This window comes from Streptomyces sp. NPDC020681 (genome assembly GCF_044334895.1).
Taxonomy (GTDB): Bacteria; Actinomycetota; Actinomycetes; order Streptomycetales; family Streptomycetaceae; genus Streptomyces.
In genome coordinates this window covers 463,534-481,458 of the sequence record NZ_JBIRTX010000003.1, presented here as the reverse complement: position 1 = coordinate 481,458, position 17,925 = coordinate 463,534, and the positions used below count along the sequence as shown (strand labels likewise).

Below are 17,925 nucleotides of genomic sequence, written 5' to 3'. Positions count from 1 at the left end.
CGGGCCCCTGGCGCCGCCTCCGAGGCGGTCCATGCGAGTGGTCCGTGACCTGAGGGGTTGTCTTCCGGATCGTGTCGGCCGGTCCGGAAGACGGCCTCAGGCCGCACGCCTTACAGCGAGCCTCTGCGGGTCAGGTGATTGAACGCGAACCAGCCCGGCAGCACCGGCAGCCACAGCGTCATCATCCGGTACAGCAGCACCGCCGGCGCCGCGACTTCCTTGGGCACGCCGGCCACGATCAGGCCGAAGGTCAGCGCGCCCTCGACCGCGCCCACACCACCGGGCGTCGGCGCCGCCGAGCCCAGTGCGTTGCCCGCGAGGAAGACCACGGCGATGCTGGCGTAGCTCAGCGGCTGGGCGCCGTGGCCGAAGGCGCGGATCGACGCGTCCAGGCACATCACGAACGCACCGGTCAGCAGCAGCTGCCCGCCGATGCCGGTGACCAGCTTCATCGGCCGCTGCAGTACGTCCAGCATGCGCGGCACCACACCGGCGAACAGGGAGCGCAGCCGCGTCGAGACGAACTTCCGCAGGAAGGGGATCGCGGTCACCACCAGCACCAGCACCGCGACCGTGAGCAGGCCCGCGATCACCGTCCTGGACGGAGTGAGCGACGCCGTCTTCTCCGTGCCGGTGAGATAGCCGAAGGCGAGCAGCAGCAGGATGTGCGCGCCGAGCCCGAAGAGCTGGGAGGCGCCGACGCTGGCCACCGCGAGCCCGGGCCGTACGCCGGAGCGCTGCAGGAAGCGGGTGTTCAGCGCGACGCCGCCGACCGCCGGCGGCGCGACGATCTTCACGAACGACCCGGCGACCTGCGCGATCATGGTCCGTACGAACGGCACCCGCTCGGGCACGAAGCCCAGCAGGCTCATCGCCGCGGCGACATAGCTGAGCGCCGAGAACGCGACCGCGACCGCCACCCACCCCCACTGGGCCTGGCCGAAGACCGTGCCGAAATCGATGCCTGCGAGCTGCGACAGCAGGAAGTACGCGGCGATCACGCCGGCGATGAAGCTGACGAGCGTACGCGGCCTGATCCGCTCGAGCCGGACCGGCTCCACGGGCGCCTGCGGCCGGATCAGCAGCACCTGTTGGCGGATCTGCGAGAGCAGGTCCTCCTCGCGCGCCTCGTCCATGGCCTCGTCCATGGCCCTCTTGTCGGCCTGCTTCTCCAGACGTTCCGTCTTGCGCACGGCCTTGCGGTCGTCGGTGAGTCCCTCGGCCGCGTCCGTACGGGCCTTCTTGGCGGCCGCGGACGCCGCCAGCACCGCATCCCGCTCCCGCTGGGCGCGCTCACGGGCGAGCTTGCGCAGCGTGGCCCTGGTCGTGCGGCTCAGCGCGATCGGCTGGAGCAGCGGCAGACAGTCGGCGACGGTGTCCGGGCCGAGGACCTCGACGGCGGTGGCGACCGCGCGCTGGGCGCCCACACGCAGGCCGATGGTGGTGAGCAGCTGCGCGATGTCCATCCGCAGCACCACGTCGCCGGCCGCGATCTCGCCGCCGCGCAGATCGGTCAGGATGACTTTGCCGGAACGATCCACCAGAATCGCGTCGCCGGTCAGCCGCCGGTGCGCGATGCGCCGCGACTGCAGTGCCTTCACCTGCCGCCAGGCCCCGCGGACCACGTCGTCGGTGACCTCGTCGTCGGCCATGGAGTCGAGCGAGCGGCCGCCGAGGTGCTCGTACACCAGCATCACGGCGTCGGGCCCGAGCTCGGACGTGGCGATCAGCTTCGGGGCGTTGGCCCCGGCGGCGATCGCCGCGTACGCCAGCAGCGCCTCCTGCTCCAGGGCCTGGCGCAGCGACTGGATCGAGCGGCGGGTGGTGATGGAGCGCAGCGTGAGCCGACGCCACACGCGGTAGAAGAAGCCCTGAGCCTGCTGCTCCCGGTCGACGACCGTGACGTCCAGCGGCGGGCCGTCCTCCAGCGCGACCAGATAGCGACGGCCGCGGTCGCCCAGTTCGGCGGCGGCGGTGCCGCCGACGGCATGGTCGGGGGAGTCGGGGACGTCCTCGGCGCGCATCGCGTTCACCGGGCGGAATCCGACATGGCGCAGACCCGCCAGCAGCGTCTGGCCGGTGGGCCGTACGTTCGGCGACCCGACGGCGTAGAGCGTGCCGTACGCGACGGTCCAGCCGAGCAGCACGGTGAGGATGATCGAGAACGGCGTCGTGTACCCGGCGACCAGCATCGCGAACGCGTCGAGCGCGAGGACCACCCACAGGACCACGCGCCATCTGGGTCTGCGGGACATGCCGACGGCCGTCATATAGGCGATGACGGGCGCGAGATAGCCGTGGACGGGGTCGGTGAGACCGCCGCCGGTCTGTGCCTGGGTCAGCGCTTCCTGCAGGGTGTCGGGCGCGGACCTGGCCACCCACAGGTCGGTGGCGAGGGTGGCGCCGTGCGCCAGTACGGCGGCGAGGACGCCGTCCGCGATTCGCAGCCCGTCCCTTTTGATCAGCCGCTCGATCGCAAAGGCGACCGGGACGAGCAGCACGGCGATGCTGGACACCAGTCCGGCGACCTTGACGAACAGGTCGGGGGCCTGGTCGGTGCCCTTGTCGATGTCCTGTGCGAGACCGGTGGTGGTGCCCTGGGCGAAGGCGGCGATGGCGAGGACCACGGCGATCAGGAGGATGCCGATGAGCAGGCGCATCAGGTCCGAGGGGCGGTGGACGCGGGCGGCGAGCAGGGGCTCGTCGCCCGAGACGCGGTCGATGCCGCCGACGTCCGTGCCGTCGCCGGTCACATCGCAGGACTTCTCGGCGGCCTCGCCCTTTTCGTCCGTGTCCGGCTGCTTCTCGGGGGCGGTACCAGCCTGCGGAACGGGCGCGTCCGGGTACGCCTCGGACTCAGGGGTGCTTGCCGCCGTACCAGGCTGCACGCCCTGCTCCTCGGTCGTCTCGGTCTCTTCTTGATCTCGTATCACCAGTCACCGCCCGCATGATGGTGGCACGACCGGACGACAGAGGGGGGCATCAGGGTGCATCTGCGGCCGGAGCGTTGTCGGTGGTGTGGGGCAGGATGGGCCGGATGGAAGAACTGCCGGAGTACGCGGAGCGAGTGCTCGAGGTCGCCGAGCTGATCCCGCGCGGCCGGGTGATGACCTACGGCGACGTCGCCGAGTGGCTGGACGAGGGCGGGCCGCGTCAGGTCGGCCGTGTGATGGCGCTCTATGGCGGCGCCGTGCCCTGGTGGCGGGTCGTCCGCTCGGACGGCATGCTGCTGCCCGGCCATGAACTGCACGCGCTCGCGCAGTACCGGGCCGAGAGCACACCACTGCGGCCAGCCCCGCGCAGCGCCGAAGGGCATCTGCCGCGCCTCGACATGAAGCGCGCGCGGTGGGACGGCGTCAGTGGTGCGGACGACGGCGCTCACATATGACAGCTTCCGCCATTCGGCGGTCGTACGGGTGTTCTGACGACCGTACGGAGTACGAGGACCACAGGGCGTACCCGGACCGCACACACGGCAGGGGGTACGCGGCGGACTCACTGCGTCGCCACCATGCGCTGGCGTAGCGTCGTCAGCCCGCGGCACGAACCGCTCCATCAGCACCAGCACACCCACCAGGACCGGCGATCCACGTGAGCTCCTCCTCCACCACCGGGCGTACGCCGTACCAGTACCAGGTACGGCGCAGGACCCCGGGCGCGTACCGACTGGTGCGTACTCCGCCGGGCCCGGTGGTTCCTCCTCTCCTGGACGCAGGTCAGCGCGCCGTGGTTGACCACGATCACGGTCCGTTGCTGGTGCTGGCCGGCCCGGGGACCGGGAAGACCACGACGCTGGTGGAGGCGGTCGCCGCGCGGGTGGCCAAGGGAGCGGACCCGGAGCGGATCCTGGTGCTCACCTTCAGCCGCAAGGCGGCGGTGGAACTGCGGGACCGGATGGCGCTGCGGCTCGGCGGGGCGCGGGGGCCGCAGGCCACGACGTTCCACTCGTTCTGCTACGCACTGGTCCGCGCTCACCAGGACGCCGACCTGTTCTCCGAACCGCTGCGGCTGCTGTCGGGTCCTGAGCAGGACGTCGCCGTACGGGATCTGCTGGCGGGCCAGCTCGATCTGGAGCGCGACGGGGTGGCGCGGATCGGCTGGCCCGACGAACTGCGGGCCTGCCTGACGACGCGCGGTTTCGCGGACGAGGTGCGTGCGGTGCTGGCGCGCAGCCGCGAACTGGGCCTCGGCCCCGACTCGCTGGCCCGTTTCGCGGCCCGCGCCGGGCGTCCCGACTGGCGGGCCGCGGCGGCCTTCCTGGCGGAGTACCTGGATGTTCTGGACATGCAGGGCGTCCTCGACTACGCGGAACTGGTCCACCGGGCGGTGCTGCTGGCGGAACGGACCGCGTCGCCGTACGACCTCCCGTACGACGCGGTGTTCGTCGACGAGTACCAGGACACCGACCCGTCCCAGGTCCGCCTGCTCCAGGCGCTGGCGGGCGGGGGCCGCACGCTGGTCGCGTTCGGGGACCCGGACCAGTCGATCTACGCGTTCCGGGGTGCGGACGTCAACGGCATCCCCGAATTTCCCGACACCTTCCGCCACACGGACGGCACACCGTCGCGCGTCGCCGTCCTCACAACGTCGCGCCGCAGCGGCGCGGACCTTCTGACGGCGACGCGCCTGCTGACCCGCCGGATGCCGTTGCCGCGCCTCCCGCAGGACAAGGTCCGCGCCCACCGTGAACTCTCGGCGGTCCGCGAGGGTGGCACGGTCGAGACGTACACCTTCCCGACGGCCTCCACGGAAATGGACAACATCGCGGACATCCTCCGCCGGGCTCACCTGGAGGACGGCGTCCCCTGGTCGGACATGGCGGTCCTGGTCCGAGCGGGCACCCGCATGATCCCGTCCTTCCGCAGGGCGCTGACATCGGCGGGCGTCCCGCTGGAAGTGGACGGCGACGACATTCCGCTGCGCCATGAGCCGGCGGTCGCACCACTGCTGACGGCGCTCAGGGTGGCGGCGACGGCAGCGGCGGGGACGGGCGCGGTGCCCGGTGCCGAGACGGCGCCTGCAGGTGAAGACGGTGAAGAGGGTCAAGAGGGTGAGGAAGAGGCCGCGCAGGGCGGGGCCGATGCCCAGGCCGCACCGGACCAGGAGACCGGAGGCACGCCCGAGGTACATCCGGTACAAGAGGACACTCCCTGGCTCGGCACCGAGACCGCTCTCGATCTGCTCGTGTCTCCCCTCGGCGGCATGGACACCGCCGATCTCCGCCGGCTCGCCCGTGCTCTGCGGGACGAAGAGCGCGCCGCCGGGAACCGGGTGCCGCCGCCGTCCGACAAGCTTCTGGCCCGGGCCCTCGCCGAGCCCGAGCGACTCGTCGCGCACGACCCCGCGTACGCCCGTGGCGCGCAGCGGCTCGGTGGACTCCTGCGTACGGCGCGCGAGTTGCTCGAAGGCGGCGGCACCGCCGAGGAGGCCCTCTGGGAGCTGTGGGCCGGCACGCCCTGGCCGCAGCGGCTCGAGCGGGCCGCACTCCGCGGCGGCGCGGCCGGCCGCAACGCCGACCGCGACCTCGACGCCGTGTGCGCCCTCTTCGACACCGCCGCCCGCGCCGAAGAACGCACCGGCGGCCGCGGCGCGCTCAACTTCATCGAGGAGATCGAGGCCCAGGACATCGCCGCCGACACTCTCTCCCGGCGGGAGGTCCGGCCCGACGCCGTACGTCTGATGACGGCCCATCGCTCCAAGGGCCTCGAATGGAGCCTGGTCGTCGTCGCCGGCGTACAGGAGGGCCTGTGGCCCGACCTCCGCCGCCGAGGCTCGCTCCTGGAGGCCGACCGCATCGGCCGCGACGGTCTCGCCGAGCCGCTGACCCCCGGCGCGCTCCTCGCCGAGGAGCGCCGGCTCTTCTACGTCGCCGCCACCCGCGCCCGCCACCGCCTCGTCGTCACCGCCGTCAAGGCGCCGGCCGACGACGGCGACCAGCCCTCCCGTTTCCTCACCGAACTCGGCGCGGAGCCGAAGGACGTCACCGGCCGCCCCCGCCGCCCGCTCGCCGTCGCCCCGCTCGTCGCCGAACTGCGCGCCACCACCGTCGACCCGGAGGCGTCACCCGCGCTGAGGGACGCCGCCGCCCGCCGGCTCGCCCGGCTCGCCGCCCTCGCCGACGACGAGGGCCAGCCGCTGGTGCCCGCCGCGCACCCGTACCGCTGGTGGGGTCTGTACGAGCCCACCCACAGCCGCCTCCCGCTGAGGGACCGCAACCAGCCCGTCACCCTCTCCGGCAGCGCACTGGACCAGCTCGCCAACACCTGTGCGCTGCAGTGGTTCCTGGGCCGTGAGGTGAAGGCGGACGCCCCGGCCACCGCCGCCCAGGGCTTCGGCAATGTCGTCCATGTGCTCGCCGACGAGGTCGCATCCGGCCAGACCCCGGCCGACCTCGCCGTTCTGATGGAGCGTCTCGACTCCGTGTGGGACGCGCTGGTCTTCGACGCACCTTGGAAGTCCCAGCAGGAGAAGCAGCACGCGCGCGTGGCACTGGAACGCTTTCTGCGCTGGCATGTGATGGACCGCGGCGGCCGCGCGCCCGCCGCCACGGAGCAGGACTTCGACGTGACCCTGGAGGCCGGCGAGTACGAGGTACGGATCCGGGGCTCCATGGACCGGGTCGAGCAGGACGCCGAAGGGCGCGCGTACGTCGTCGACTTCAAGACCGGCAAGCAAACGCCGACAAGGGACGAGGTCGCCCGGCACCCTCAACTCGCCGTGTACCAGCTGGCCGTGCGCGAGGGCGCGCTCGACGAGGCGTTCGACGGGCACCGCCCGGAGCCGGGCGGCGCCGAACTCGTCCAGTTGCGCCAGCCCGCTGCCAGGAAGGAGGGCGGCGAGGCACTGCCGCGTGTGCAGTCCCAGGAACCGCTCAGCGGCGAGTGGGTCGGCGACCTCCTCGCCACGGCGGCGGGCCGCGTCCTGGACGAGCGCTTCACCCCGTCCGCAGGACAGCACTGCGCCCACTGCACGTTCCGCTCCTCGTGCAGCGCCCAGCCGGAAGGCCGTCACATAGTGGAGTGACCCGGCGAGTTGTGACACAGGTCACACTCTCCGGCCACATCCAATGAGGGCCCGCGGCAGTCGCATAAGGGTGCGATAGGTGCATCACGAGGGAGAGTCAGATGGCGGCCAATCGGAAGTTCCTGGTCTCGGCGATGGTCTGTGCGACCGTCCTCGCCGGACTGGCGGGCTGCTCGAAGGAGAACGGCACCAAGGTCAAGAGCAGTTCCGAGGAGAAGGCCGGGGAGCCGGCGGCCCCGACCACGACGAAGCCTCCGGCGAATCCTTTCGAGGGCCTGACGGCCGATCAGATCGCCGAGAAGGCAGTCGCGGCGACGAAGGGTGCCCAGTCCCTTCGGATGGCGGGCCGGATCAAGACCGACGGCGAGACCATGGACGCCGAATTCGCCGCCGACACCAAGGGCGCCTGCACCGGCAAGATCGGCATGCAGGGCGGCACCGCAGAGCTTCTGCAGGTCAACAAAGTCACGTACATGAAGGGTGACGAGAAGTTCTGGCGCTACACCATCGGCGAGGAGGGCGGGACCAAGGAAGAGGTCGACGCCGGTGTCGAGCTGATCAAGGGCCGCTGGATGAAGCTGCCGGCCGACAGTGCGAAGGACATGGGCGGGACCTGCGACCTCAAGTCCATGCTCGAAGACATGGCCGACGAGGAGTTCCAGAGCAAGGGTCTGACCAAGGGCCCCGACGCCGATGTGAACGGACAGCCCGTTGCGACGGTGGTGAAGAAGAAGGCCGGCGAGACCACGACCCTGTATGTGGCCAAGGAGGGCGAGCCGTACATCCTCAAGGTCGTTGTGGTGGGTGGCGACGAGCCCGGCTCGATGGTCTTCTCCGACTACAACCAGCCGGTGAAGGCCGTTGCCCCGCCCGCCGGCGAGGTCGTCGACGCGGAGAAGCTGGGCGGCGGTCCGGGCGCGAACTCGAACGCCTGACCCCGCTGAGGCCGATGGGGACCGCCGCTGTCAGTGGTCCCCATTAGCCTCTCTGAGGTGACCGCTCGCATCACCGATCCCGAGCAGCTCAAGGAGCTCCTCGGCATCCCCTTCACTCCGGAGCAGACGGCCTGCATCATCGCGCCGCCCGCCCCGCAGGTCATCGTGGCCGGAGCCGGGTCGGGGAAGACGACGGTGATGGCGGCGCGGGTGGTCTGGCTCGTCGGCACGGGGCAGGTCGCGCCCGAACAGGTCCTCGGTCTCACCTTCACCAACAAGGCGGCGGGAGAGCTCGCCGAGCGTGTCCGGAAAGCTCTGGTACGGGCTGGCGTGACCGACCCCGACATGATCGACCCGGACAACCCGCCGGGCGAGCCGCGCATTTCCACCTACCACGCCTTCGCCGGACAGCTCCTCGCCGACCACGGCCTGCGGATAGGCCTGGAGCCGACCGCGCGCCTGCTCGCCGACGCCACCCGCTATCAGCTCGCGGCCAGAGTGTTGCGCGAAGCGCCGGGCCCGTATCCCTCGCTGACAAGATCCTTTCCGTCCCTGGTCAGCGATCTGCTGGCGCTGGACGCCGAACTCGCCGAGCATCTCGTCCGTCCCGAGGAGCTCGCCGCGTACGACTCGGAGCTGCTGGGCACCCTCGACGGCGTCCGGCTCAGCAACGCCGAGCTGCGCAAGGTGCCGGAGGCGGCGGCCGCACGCCGCGAGCTGCTTGATCTGACGGTCCGTTATCGCGAGGCCAAGCGCGCACGCGACCTCCTCGACTTCGGCGACCAGATCGCGCTCTCCGCCGAGCTCGCGCTCACCCGGCCGGAGGTCGGCACGATCCTGCGGGACGAGTTCCGGGTCGTCCTGCTGGACGAGTACCAGGACACGTCGGTGGCCCAACGGCTGCTGCTGTCCGGGCTGTTCGGCCAGGGCACCGGTCATGCCGTGACCGCGGTCGGCGACCCTTGTCAGGCGATCTACGGCTGGCGAGGGGCCTCGGTCGCCAACCTCGACGACTTTCCTGCCCACTTCGCGCACCCCGGCGGGCGGCCCGCGACCCGTTTCTCGCTCAGTGAGAACCGCCGCAGCGGCGGCCGGCTGCTGGACCTGGCCAACGGTCTGGCCGAGCCGCTGCGCGCCATGCACGAAGGCGTGGAGGCACTGCGGCCCGCCCCCGGCGCGGAGCGGGACGGATCGGTCCGCATCGCACTCCTCCCCACCCACGCGGAGGAGATCGAGTGGCTCGCCGACTCGATCGCCCACCTTGTGCGTACGGGCAAGGAGCCCGGCGAGATCGCGGTCCTGTGCCGTACGGCGGGCGACTTCGCCGAGATCCAGGGCGCGTTGGTCGCCAGAGAGGTCCCGGTCGAGGTCGTCGGCCTCTCCGGGCTGCTCCACCTTCCCGAGGTCGCCGATCTGGTCGCCGTCTGCGAGGTCCTGCAGGACCCCGGGGCCAACGCCTCGCTCGTACGTCTCCTCACCGGGCCGCGCTGGCGGATCGGCCCCCGGGACCTGGCCCTGCTCGGCCGCCGGGCCCGGTTGCTGGTCCACCGCGGCGCATCCGGCAGCACGGACCCGGACGAACGGCTCGCCGCGGCCGTCGAGGGCACGGACCCGGCCGAGGTCATCTCGCTCGCCGACGCGCTGGACACCTTCCTCGAATCGGCCGACGTGGACGACGACCTCCCGTTCTCCGCGGAGGCAAGGGTCCGCTTCGCCCGCCTCGCCGCCGAACTGCGCGATCTGCGCCGCTCGCTGGCCGACCCGCTGATGGACGTACTCCACCGCGTGCTGGGCACCACGGGCCTCGAGGTCGAACTGTCCGCCTCGCCGCACGCGTTGGCCGCCCGGCGCCGCGAGACGCTGTCCAACTTCCTGGACACAGCGGCCGGTTTCGCGGCGCTGGACGGCGATGCGACGCTGCTCGCGTTCCTCGCCTTCCTGCGGACGGCCGCGCAGTACGAGAAGGGCCTGGACAACGCGCTGCCGGGCGGCGAGAACACCGTCAAGGTCCTGACGGCTCACAAGTCCAAGGGCCTCGAATGGGATGTCGTCGCCGTGCCCGGCCTGGTGGCCAAGCACTTCCCGAACGATCAGGCGCGCGAGTCCTGGACGTCCCAGTCCAAGGTCCTGCCGCACGCGCTGCGCGGTGACGCGGGCACGCTCCCGGACGTCACGTCCTGGGACGCGAAGGGCCTGAAGGCCTTCAAGGACGCCATGAAGGACCACCAGCACACGGAGGAACTGCGCCTCGGCTACGTCACGTTCACCCGCCCACGGTCCCTGCTCCTGGGCTCGGCCCACTGGTGGGGCCCGACCCAGAAGCGCCGGCGGGGGCCGTCGGCGTTCCTGCAGGCGCTGTACGACCACTGCGCGCAGGGCTCCGGCGAGATCGAGGCATGGGCGGACGAACCCGAAGCGGACGCGGAAAACCCGGCCCTCCATGGGTCGACCCCGGACCAGGCGTGGCCGCTTCCCCTGGACCCGACGTCCCTGTCCCACCGCCGGAGGGCGGCGGACACGGTCCTGTCATACCTGGACGCGCCAGAGGTCCCGGACCCAAGGGACCACGACCACCACGACTACGCGGACAGCGAGTACGCGGACGCTGAGTATGAGGACGGCGCGTTTACGGACGCCGAGTACGTGGACGAGGCGTTTGCGGACGCCGAGTACGAGGACGACACCTACGAGTACGACGAGCACGAGGACGAAGAGCCGTTCCCGTACCGGCCGGCACCCGCCCTGCCCCACCAGGCGGGCCCACCCCACCAGCGCCGCGAGGCCCCTCTCACCCCGGAGGACGCCCGCGCCATCGCCTCCTGGGACCGCGACCTCCAGGCCCTCACCACTGAACTCCACCGCATCCGCGCCGCCGTCCGCGATGTCCCCGTGCCACCCTCACTCACCGCCTCCCAGCTCATGCGTCTCGCCGCCGACCCGGACGGCTTCGCCCAGGAACTGGCCCGGCCCATGCCCAAGCCTCCGCAGCCCGCCGCCCGCAGGGGGACCCGGTTTCACGCCTGGGTGGAGTCCCGGTTCGAGGAGCTGCCACTGCCCATGCTCGGCCCGGACGAACTCCCCGGCGGCGACGCCGACGACCCCGAGATCGCGGACGAGCGCGATCTGGCCGTCCTCAAGGAGGCCTTCGAGCACACTCCGTACGCCCACCGCACTCCGTACCGCATGGAGCAGCCGTTCCAGCTCACCCTCGCGGGCCGGGTGATCCGGGGCCGTATCGACGCCGTCTACCGAGGAGAGGACGGCACCTACGAGATCGTCGACTGGAAGACCGGCCGCTCCACCATCGCCGACCCTCTCCAGCTCGCGATCTACCGCCTCGCCTGGGCCGAGCAGCACGACCTGCCGCTCGAAGCCGTGGACGCCGCGTTCGTCTTCGTCCGCAGCGGCGAGGTCGTCCGCCCCCAGACCCTCCCCGACCGCGCCGCGCTGGAGCGGATCCTGCAGGACGAGACGGCCGACGAGACCGCCCTGGACGCCCGATAGGCTCGAGTGCATGAGCGACACTCCGGACAGCGGCGTCCGTACGTACATCGACCGGCACCGTTCCGCCTTCCTCGACGATCTCGCGGACTGGCTGCGCATTCCGTCCGTGTCGGCTCAGCCGGACCACGCCGCCGATGTACGTCGCAGCGCCGACTGGCTCGCGGCCAAGCTCAAGGAGACCGGCTTCCCGGTCACCGAGGTCTGGCCCACTCCCGGCGCTCCCGCGGTCTTCGCGGAGTGGCCGTCGGGCGACCCGGACGCGCCGACCGTCCTCGTCTACGGCCACCACGACGTCCAGCCCGCCGCCCGCGAGGACGGCTGGCACACCGACCCGTTCGAGCCGGAGACCGCCGACGGCAAGCTCTACGCACGCGGCGCGGCGGACGACAAGGGCCAGGTCCTCTTCCACACGCTGGGCGTATCGGCGCACCTTGCCGCCACCGGACGCACCGCACCGGCCGTCAACCTCAAGCTGCTGATCGAGGGCGAGGAGGAGTCGGGGTCGCCGAACTTCCGCGCCCTCGCCGAGGCCAACGCGGCCCGTCTCGCCGCCGACACCGTGATCGTCTCGGACACCGGCATGTGGTCCGAGACCACGCCCACGGTCTGCACGGGGATGCGGGGCCTCGTCGACTGCGAGATCGAGCTGTACGGCCCCGACCAGGACATCCACTCCGGCTCCTTCGGCGGCGCGGTGCCCAACCCGGCCACCGTCGCCGCCCGCCTCGTCGCCGCCCTGCACGACGCCGACGAGCACGTCACGATCCCCGGCTTCTACGACGGCATCACGCCGCTGACCGACGCCGAGCGCGAGCTCTTCGCCGAGCTGCCGTTCGACGAGCAGGCCTGGCTGGAAACCGCCAAGTCGCACGGCACGCTGGGCGAGGCCGGCTATTCGACGCTGGAGCGCATCTGGGCCCGCCCGACCGCCGAGCTGAACGGCATCGGCGGCGGCTACCAGGGCCCCGGCGGCAAGACGATCATCCCGTCCTCGGCCCAGCTGAAGCTCACGTTCCGCCTGGTCGCCGGCCAGCACCCGGAGAAGATCGAGCAGGCGGTCACCGACTGGGTCGCGGCCCGCGTCCCGGCCGGCATCCGCCACCAGCTCACCTTCGGCGCCTCCACCCGCCCCTGTCTGACCCCGCTGGACCATCCCGCCCTGCAGTCGGTCGTACGGGCCATGAGCCGTGCCTTCGACGGACAGAAGATCCGCTTCACCCGCGAGGGAGGCTCGGGCCCCGCCGCCGACCTCCAGGACGTACTGGACGCTCCCGTCCTCTTCCTGGGCATCTCCGTGCCGTCCGACGGCTGGCACGCGCCCAACGAGAAGGTCGAAGTGGACCTGCTGCTCAAGGGCGTGGAGACGGCCGCGCACCTGTGGGCCGACCTGGCCGCCGCCCTCCGCTGAACTGCCACCCAATCCACCCGGGGGAGTTGGAAGTACCTGTGAGCACCACCAGCAACGGAACCACCCACCGCTCGATCGGCCTCACCGCGCCGAGCGGCATCGACCGCGAGGCGCACCACCGTCTCGACGAAGCCTGGCTTGCGGCGGCATGGAGCCACCCGACCACCCGGGTCTTCGTGGTCTCCGGCGGCCAGGCGCTGATCGACGACACTCCCGACGGCCGCACGGAACTGGTCATGACACCGGCCTTCGAGGCCCCCGTCACCGAGACCCACCGCTACTTCCTGGGCACCGACGAGGACGGCGTACGGTACTTCGCGCTCCAGAAGGACGCGCTGCCCGGCCGCATGGACCAGTCGGCCCGTCCGGCGGGCCTGCGCGAAGCCGGACTGCTGCTGTCGCCGCGGGACGCGGGCCTGATGGTGCACGCGGTGGCGCTGGAGAACTGGCAGCGGCTGCACCGCTTCTGCTCGCGCTGCGGCGAGCGCACGGTCATCGCGGCGGCGGGCCACATCCGCCGCTGCCAGGCCTGCGGCGCCGAGCACTACCCGCGTACGGACCCGGCCGTGATCATGCTCGTCACGGACGAGGAGGACCGGGCGCTGCTGGGCCGCCAGGTGCACTGGCCGGAGGGCCGCTTCTCGACGCTCGCGGGCTTCGTCGAGCCGGGCGAGTCGATCGAGCAGTCGGTGCGTCGCGAGGTCTTCGAGGAGGCGGGCGTCACGGTCGGCGAGGTCGAATACATCGCCAGCCAGCCGTGGCCGTTCCCGTCCAGCCTGATGCTCGGGTTCATGGCGCGGGCGACGTCGTCCGACATCGACGTGGACGGCGAGGAGATCCAGGAGGCGCGCTGGTTCTCCCGGGAAGACCTGCGGGCCGCGTTCGAGTCCGGGGAGGTGCTGCCTCCGTACGGGATCTCGATTGCGGCCCGCCTGATCGAGCTCTGGTACGGCAAGCCGCTGCCGAAGCCCGGTGATGTCGTGTGATGCGGTCCGGGGGCCCCAGGCCCTGGTCCGTCAGACGCCGATCTTCTGCTTGACCTGGGCCAGCGAGGGGTTGGTCAGCGTGGAACCGTCGCTGAAGAGAACGGTGGGCACGGTCTGGTTGCCCCCGTTGGCCTTCTCGACGAAGGACGCGGACTGCGGGTCCTGCTCGATGTTGATCTCGGTGTACGCGATGCCCTCGCGGTCCATCTGGCTCTTCAGCCGGCGGCAGTAGCCGCACCACGTGGTGCTGTACATCGTCACAGTGCCCTGCATCGTCCCTCGCGCTCCTCTGTCTCGCTCATGTCACCGGGTGCGTGTTCGCACCGCGTAGAACGTACGTGACCGGGCCACCATTCCCGCATTAGTACGACCGCCTCCGGACCCCTGTGGACAACCGCCGCACACGCCTCGGCAGACCTGGCAGCATGGCGGGGTGACAGCAGCAACGCACTCCTCCCTTTTCCCGCAGGTCCCCGAGTCGGCGGACGCGGTGCTCGACGGGCTCGACCCCGAGCAGCGCGAAGTGGCCACGGCCCTGCACGGTCCGGTGTGCGTGCTGGCAGGAGCCGGCACGGGCAAGACACGCGCGATCACTCACCGCATCGCGTACGGCGTGCGCGCGGGCATACTTCAGCCCGCCAGTGTGCTGGCCGTCACCTTCACCAACCGCGCCGCCGGCGAGATGCGCGGCCGGCTGCGCCAGCTCGGCGCGGGCGGGGTCCAGGCCCGCACTTTCCACTCCGCCGCGCTCCGCCAGCTCCAGTACTTCTGGCCGAAAGCGGTCGGCGGCGAGCTGCCGCGGCTGCTCGACCGCAAGATCCAGCTGGTGGCCGAGTCTGCGGCCCGCTGCCGCATCCGGCTGGACCGCAACGAACTGCGCGATGTCACGAGCGAGATCGAGTGGGCCAAGGTCACCCAGACCGTCCCGGCCGACTATCCGGCCGCGGTTGCCAAGTCCTATCGCGACGCCCCACGGGACCCGGCGGAAATCAGCCAGGTCTACGGGATGTACGAGCAGCTGAAGCGCGACCGCTCGGTGATCGACTTCGAGGACGTGCTGCTGCTCACGGTCGGCATCCTCCAGGACCGGCACGACATCGCCGACCAGATCCGCCGCCAGTACCAGCACTTCGTGGTGGACGAGTACCAGGACGTGAGCCCGCTCCAGCAGCGGCTGCTCGACCTGTGGATGGGCGACCGGGACGACCTGTGCGTGGTCGGCGACGCCAGCCAGACCATCTACTCCTTCACCGGTGCGACCCCCGACCATCTGCTGAACTTCCGCACCCGTCACCCCGGCGCGACCATGGTCAAGCTGGTCCGGGACTACCGCTCCACCCCGCAGGTCGTCCATCTCGCCAACGGTCTGCTGAGCCAGGCCAAGGGCCGGGCCGCCGAGCACCGCCTGGAGCTGATCTCCCAGCGCGACCCTGGCCCCGAACCCGCCTATGTCGAGTACGCGGACGAGCCGGCCGAGGCCGAGGGCACCGCCCGCCGGATCCGCGAGCTGATCGCAGCCGGCGTGCCGGCCGGCGAGATCGCCGTGCTGTACCGCATCAACGCCCAGTCGGAGGTCTACGAACAGGCGCTGGCGGACGCCGGAGTCCCGTACCAGCTGCGCGGAGCCGAGCGCTTCTTCGAGCGCCAGGAGGTGCGGGAGGCGGGCGTCGCCCTGCGCGGGGCGGCCCGGGCAGGCGGCAATGACGCGCTGCTCGACGACGCCGAGGATCTGCCGTCCCAGGTCCGTGCCGTGCTCTCGACCAAGGGCTGGACCACCGAGCCGCCCGCGGGATCGGGTGCGGTGCGCGACCGCTGGGAGTCGCTGGCCGCACTGGTGCGCCTTGCCGAGGACTTCGTCCGGGTCAGGCCCGAGGCGACCCTCGCCGATCTGGTGGCCGAGCTGGACGAGCGCGCCGCCGCCCAGCACGCCCCCACCGTCCAGGGCGTGACGCTCGCCTCGCTGCATTCGGCCAAGGGCCTGGAGTGGGACGCCGTTTTCCTGGTCGGCCTCACCGAGGGCATGATGCCGATCACCTACGCCAAGACCGACGAGCAGGTCGAGGAGGAACGGCGGCTGCTCTACGTCGGCGTCACCCGCGCCCGGCTCCATCTCGCGCTGTCCTGGGCGCTGTCCAGGGCACCGGGCGGCCGCGCCTCCCGCCGCCCCACCCGTTTCCTGAACGGGATGCGTCCGGGCTCCGTGGCTCCCGGCGCGCGTGGCGCAGGCGGTGCGGGCGGAATCGAGCGGGGCAGCGGCGGCAAGCGCAAGCGACGTGGCCCCGTGCTCTGCCGGGTGTGCGGCAAGACGCTCACCGACGCGGGCGAGATGAAGCTGATGCGCTGCGAGGACTGCCCGTCCGACATGGACGAGGCGCTGTACGAGCGCCTGCGCGAGTGGCGCTCGGACCAGGCGAAGCAGCTCGGCCAGCCCGCGTACTGCGTGTTCACCGACAAGACGCTGATGGCCATCGCCGAGACCGTGCCGGGCGACGAGGGCGAGCTGACTCAGATCTCCGGTGTCGGCGGCCGCAAGCTGGAGCGCTTCGGAGCCGATGTCCTGGCCATCTGCGCAGGCCAGGAGGTTGGAGGAGACGACGAGGAGGACTGATACAAACTCGTCGAAAAAATAGTTTGCGCCCGCCCCGACAATCCCCATAGGTTCTTAACCACGGGAACAGCGTCTTCTCTGAAGCCCTGTCCTCGTGCTGTACTTATCCGAATACGTGTGATCGGCCCCGGCCGGTCCCCTAGACGCCGAGAGGAGGCGAATCCAGTGATCAAGATCCAGACCAGCTCCATCAGCACCGCCAAAGTGACCGATCGCTCGGTCGCCTCCGCCTGCTCGCTCGGCTTCTCCGCGTCGTTCAACGGCACTGGTGTGTCCGGCATCTCCGCCGCTCTCCCTGTGTCCGCTCTGGCCGGTCTCCCCGTCCTGGAGCGCAATGAGCGACCGACCAAGGCACTGGAAGCAGTAGCAGCAGGCAAGGCTCGCGCCTATGCCTTTGCAGCGGCCAGTGCCGAAACCCAGAAGCAGCACCAGCACCACACGATGTGGGCCATCCGTGGGCTCGAACCCTGGAGAGATCCAGCCTGATCCAGATCAGGCCGGCGCCTTCAGGGCCGCGGAACCCCACCCGGGATCCGCGGCCCTTCTGTTTTCCCCGAACGGGGAGACCGGAGCGAAGGGGCTCGGGACGAAGCAACACCCGGTACCAGCCCCCCGGCCCGCCCGGGGGACCGCCAACCGGCCAACAGGCCGGACCGACAAGACGAGGAAGACACCACCGTGCAACTCGAAGCGCACGCCCCGTCCGTACCGCCTTCCGAGACGATCCCCCCGCCCGCCCACACGGAGGACCCCACCTTGACCCCGCTCACCGCGCTCTCCGCGCTCGACGACGCCATCGAGAACCTCGGCGTACCCGTCCCCTGCCGTTCCTACGACCCGGAAGTCTTCTTCGCCGAGTCGCCGGCCGATGTCGAGTACGCCAAGTCCCTCTGCCGCACCTGCCCGCTGATCGAGGCCTGCCTCGCGGGCGCCAAGGAGCGGCGTGAGCCTTGGGGCGTCTGGGGCGGCGAGCTCTTCGTCCAGGGCGTGGTCGTGGCCCGCAAGCGGCCGCGTGGCCGCCCGCGCAAGAACCCGGTTGCGGCATGACCATCACCGGAACCATCGACCGCCCTCTGACGCACGATCCCCAGAAGCTGGCCCCCATGACTACTTCCTCGAGCGAGCCGTCCGGCTCCGCGACCCCAGACGTCACCACCACCGGCGCGAACGCCTCGCGTCAGAACAGGACCCGTGAGATGCAACTCATCCCAGAAGCCATGGCTCGTGCGCATATGCACGATCGCCTGCGGGAAGCCGAAGCGGAACGTCAGGCCGTGCGCCTGGTCGCCGCCCGGCGGATGCAGCGCCGCGCCGAGCGCGTCTCGATGCGCGCCCGCCGCGCGCTCGCCATGGCCGTCATGCAGTGACAACACCCGAAAGAAGCTGACAGCAGCAGCTGACCCGCGGGGGCCGGTCCGAACGGACCGGCCCCCGCGGTGCGTTGTCCCTGCGGCAGATCCC

Annotated in this window: 12 protein-coding genes; 10 read left to right on the top strand and 2 right to left on the bottom strand. The window is 71.2% G+C overall.

The features are described 5' to 3' along the window. Nucleotides 1-110: 110 nt before the first annotated feature. Nucleotides 111-2,888: a lysylphosphatidylglycerol synthase domain-containing protein gene (locus ACH4YL_RS09285; protein ID WP_398506304.1), complete on the bottom strand. Its 2,778-nt coding sequence runs from the start codon at nucleotides 2,886-2,888 to the stop codon at nucleotides 111-113. A 149-nt stretch (nucleotides 2,889-3,037) separates the two neighbouring features. Here ACH4YL_RS09285 and ACH4YL_RS09280 point away from each other — a divergent pair, with 149 nt between their 5' ends. The 6 genes from ACH4YL_RS09280 (at nucleotide 3,038) to nudC (ending at nucleotide 13,856) form a co-directional block, all read left to right on the top strand. Next, on the top strand, nucleotides 3,038-3,388 hold the full coding sequence (locus ACH4YL_RS09280) for an MGMT family protein (protein WP_398506303.1): 351 nt from the start codon (nucleotides 3,038-3,040) through the stop codon (nucleotides 3,386-3,388). 203 nt (nucleotides 3,389-3,591) lie between these two features. Further along, nucleotides 3,592-7,023 carry an ATP-dependent helicase gene (locus ACH4YL_RS09275; RefSeq protein WP_398506301.1) on the top strand — a complete coding sequence of 1,144 codons (3,432 nt, stop codon included), beginning with the start codon at nucleotides 3,592-3,594 and terminating at the stop codon, nucleotides 7,021-7,023. Nucleotides 7,024-7,124: 101 nt separating this feature from the next. Then, on the top strand, nucleotides 7,125-7,958 hold the full coding sequence (locus ACH4YL_RS09270; protein ID WP_398506300.1) for a hypothetical protein: 834 nt from the start codon (nucleotides 7,125-7,127) through the stop codon (nucleotides 7,956-7,958). Between the two features lie 57 nt (nucleotides 7,959-8,015). Continuing rightward, nucleotides 8,016-11,462 (top strand): ATP-dependent helicase, encoded by a 3,447-nt coding sequence (locus tag ACH4YL_RS09265; protein WP_398506298.1) that lies wholly within the window; start codon nucleotides 8,016-8,018, stop codon nucleotides 11,460-11,462. Between the two features lie 10 nt (nucleotides 11,463-11,472). Next, on the top strand, nucleotides 11,473-12,870 hold the full coding sequence (locus tag ACH4YL_RS09260) for a dipeptidase (RefSeq protein ID WP_398506297.1): 1,398 nt from the start codon (nucleotides 11,473-11,475) through the stop codon (nucleotides 12,868-12,870). 38 nt (nucleotides 12,871-12,908) lie between these two features. Beyond that, nucleotides 12,909-13,856: an NAD(+) diphosphatase gene (gene nudC, locus ACH4YL_RS09255; RefSeq protein WP_398506295.1), complete on the top strand. Its 948-nt coding sequence runs from the start codon at nucleotides 12,909-12,911 to the stop codon at nucleotides 13,854-13,856. A 30-nt stretch (nucleotides 13,857-13,886) separates the two neighbouring features. Here nudC and ACH4YL_RS09250 read toward each other — a convergent pair whose 3' ends face one another. After that, a complete protein-coding gene (locus tag ACH4YL_RS09250; protein ID WP_398506294.1) occupies nucleotides 13,887-14,129 on the bottom strand; it encodes a mycoredoxin in 243 nt (80 codons plus the stop codon). Nucleotides 14,130-14,289: 160 nt separating this feature from the next. On the opposite strand from ACH4YL_RS09250, the gene ACH4YL_RS09245 reads away from it, so the two are divergent. The 4 genes from ACH4YL_RS09245 (at nucleotide 14,290) to ACH4YL_RS09230 (ending at nucleotide 17,831) form a co-directional block, all read left to right on the top strand. Then, on the top strand, nucleotides 14,290-16,464 hold the full coding sequence (locus tag ACH4YL_RS09245; protein WP_398506293.1) for an ATP-dependent DNA helicase UvrD2: 2,175 nt from the start codon (nucleotides 14,290-14,292) through the stop codon (nucleotides 16,462-16,464). A 165-nt stretch (nucleotides 16,465-16,629) separates the two neighbouring features. Beyond that, nucleotides 16,630-16,950: a hypothetical protein gene (locus ACH4YL_RS09240; protein WP_398506291.1), complete on the top strand. Its 321-nt coding sequence runs from the start codon at nucleotides 16,630-16,632 to the stop codon at nucleotides 16,948-16,950. Nucleotides 16,951-17,142: 192 nt separating this feature from the next. After that, nucleotides 17,143-17,511, top strand: a complete 369-nt coding sequence (locus ACH4YL_RS09235; protein WP_398506290.1) for a WhiB family transcriptional regulator — start codon at nucleotides 17,143-17,145, stop codon at nucleotides 17,509-17,511. Beyond that, complete coding sequence (locus ACH4YL_RS09230) at nucleotides 17,508-17,831, top strand: hypothetical protein (RefSeq protein WP_398506289.1); 324 nt, start codon at nucleotides 17,508-17,510, stop codon at nucleotides 17,829-17,831. Before ACH4YL_RS09235 ends, ACH4YL_RS09230 begins: the two co-directional genes overlap by 4 nt. Nucleotides 17,832-17,925 lie beyond the last annotated feature (94 nt).